Origin of the sequence: Plantactinospora sp. B24E8 (assembly GCF_039871735.1) — a bacterium.
Lineage (GTDB): Bacteria > Actinomycetota > Actinomycetes > Mycobacteriales > Micromonosporaceae > Plantactinospora.
Window position 1 is genome coordinate 1 of the sequence record NZ_JBDPMH010000073.1, and the last position, 1,791, is coordinate 1,791.

Annotated in this window: 1 protein-coding gene; it reads left to right on the plus strand. The window is 72.7% G+C overall.

Translation table 11 applies throughout. The features are described 5' to 3' along the window. On the plus strand, positions 1-1,791 hold a 1,791-nt coding region (locus ABGB21_RS36795; RefSeq protein ID WP_347681760.1), incomplete at both ends, for a condensation domain-containing protein.

Sequence of the window (1,791 nt, forward strand, 5' to 3'; positions counted from 1 at the left end):
CGCTGCCGACAGGTGAGGTCTACGTGGCGCCGCGTACCGAGGTGGAGGAGCGGGTCGCGGCGATCTGGCGGGACGTGCTCGGGGTCGAGCGGGTCGGGGTGCACGACAGCTTCTTCGACCTCGGCGGTCACTCGATCCGGGCGGTCGCCCTGGTCGGCGCCCTGCGCGAGGCCGGCTACGACGCCAGCGTCCGGGACGTCTTCGCGTACCGGTCGGTCGGTGAGCTGACCGAGGTGCTGGTCGGACGGGACGCCCCGGCCGCCCAGGCGGAGACCCGGGTCGCGCCGTTCGACCTGATCTCGGCGGCCGACCGGGCCAAGCTGCCGGCCGGGGCGGTCGACGCGTACCCGCTGTCCCGGGTCCAGGCCGGCATGGTCGTCGAGATGCTGGCCGACACCGAGACCCACGCGTACCACAACGTGACCTCGTTCCGGATCCGCGACGAACAGCCGTTCTCCGGCGCCGAACTGCGCCAGGCGATCGCGGCGACGGTCGCCCGGCACGAGGTGCTGCGGACCTCGATCGACCTGGCGACGTACGCGGTGCCGATGCAGGTGGTGCACGGATCCGCCGAGATGCCGTTCGGCGTACGGGAGCTGCGCGGCCTCGACGAGGTGGCGGTGGAGGCGGCCCTGCGCGAGTTCACCGCCCGGGAACGGGCCACCCTCTTCGACCTCGGCCGCGCCCCCCTGCTGCGGCTGTACGCGCACGTGGTCGACGACAAGACCTGGTGGCTGACGGTCACCGAGTGCCACCCGATCATCGAGGGCTGGAGCCACCACTCGCTGCTGATGGAGCTGCTCGACACGTACCGGGCGCTGCGGCAGGGGCGCACCCCGGAGCCGGTCGAGCTGCCCGACCTGCGCTACGCCGACTTCATCGCCGCCGAGCTGCGCTCCCTCGCCTCGACCGAGGACCGGGAGTTCTGGCACGGCATGGTGGCCGGCCGGGCCAAGTTCACCCTGCCCGAGGGATGGGGTGCCGCGTCGGGCAGCCCGCGCACGGTGTACCGGACCGCGGTGCCGTTCCACGACCTGGAGGACAACCTGCGGGCGCTCGCCAGCGCGGCGCGGGCCTCGCTGAAGAGCGTGCTGCTCGCCGCCCACCTCAAGGTGCTCAGCCAGCTCACCGACGCGGAGAGCTTCTTCACCGGGGTGGTGCTGCACGGCCGGCCCGAGGTCGCCGGCGCGGACCGGGTCTACGGCATGTACCTCAACACCCTGCCGATCGGCTTCGACCGGGGTGCCGGCAGCTGGCGCCGCCTGGTCGCCGACGTGTTCGCCCGGGAGACCGAGATGTGGCGGCACCGGCAGTACCCGATGCCGGCGATCCAGCAGGACCTCGGCGACGGCGACCGGCTGCTCGACACCATGTTCATCTACCTCGACTTCGACCAGGTCGACCGGGACCTCGTCGACTACCTGGCCAGCATCGACGACAGCCCGACCGAGTTCCCGCTCGCGGTGTCGGTCCGGGTGGGACACGTCGGCCTCGCCGTGGACACCCGCGTGGTCGCCCCCGAGCACGCCGAGCGGCTGGCCGCGATGTACCGGGCGGTGCTGGCCGCGATGGCCGCCGACGTCGACGGCGACGCCCGGGCCACCTGCCTGCCCCCGGAGGAGCGCGCCCTGGTGCTCGCCCCGGCCGTGCTGCCGGATGTTCCGGTCACGGCTCGGGTGCATGAGTTGTTCGAGGCTCAGGTGGTGCGGTCGCCGGGTGCGGTGGCGGTGGTGGCGGGTGGTGTGGAGTTGTCGTATGGGGAGGTGAATGAGCGGGCGAATCGGGTTGCTC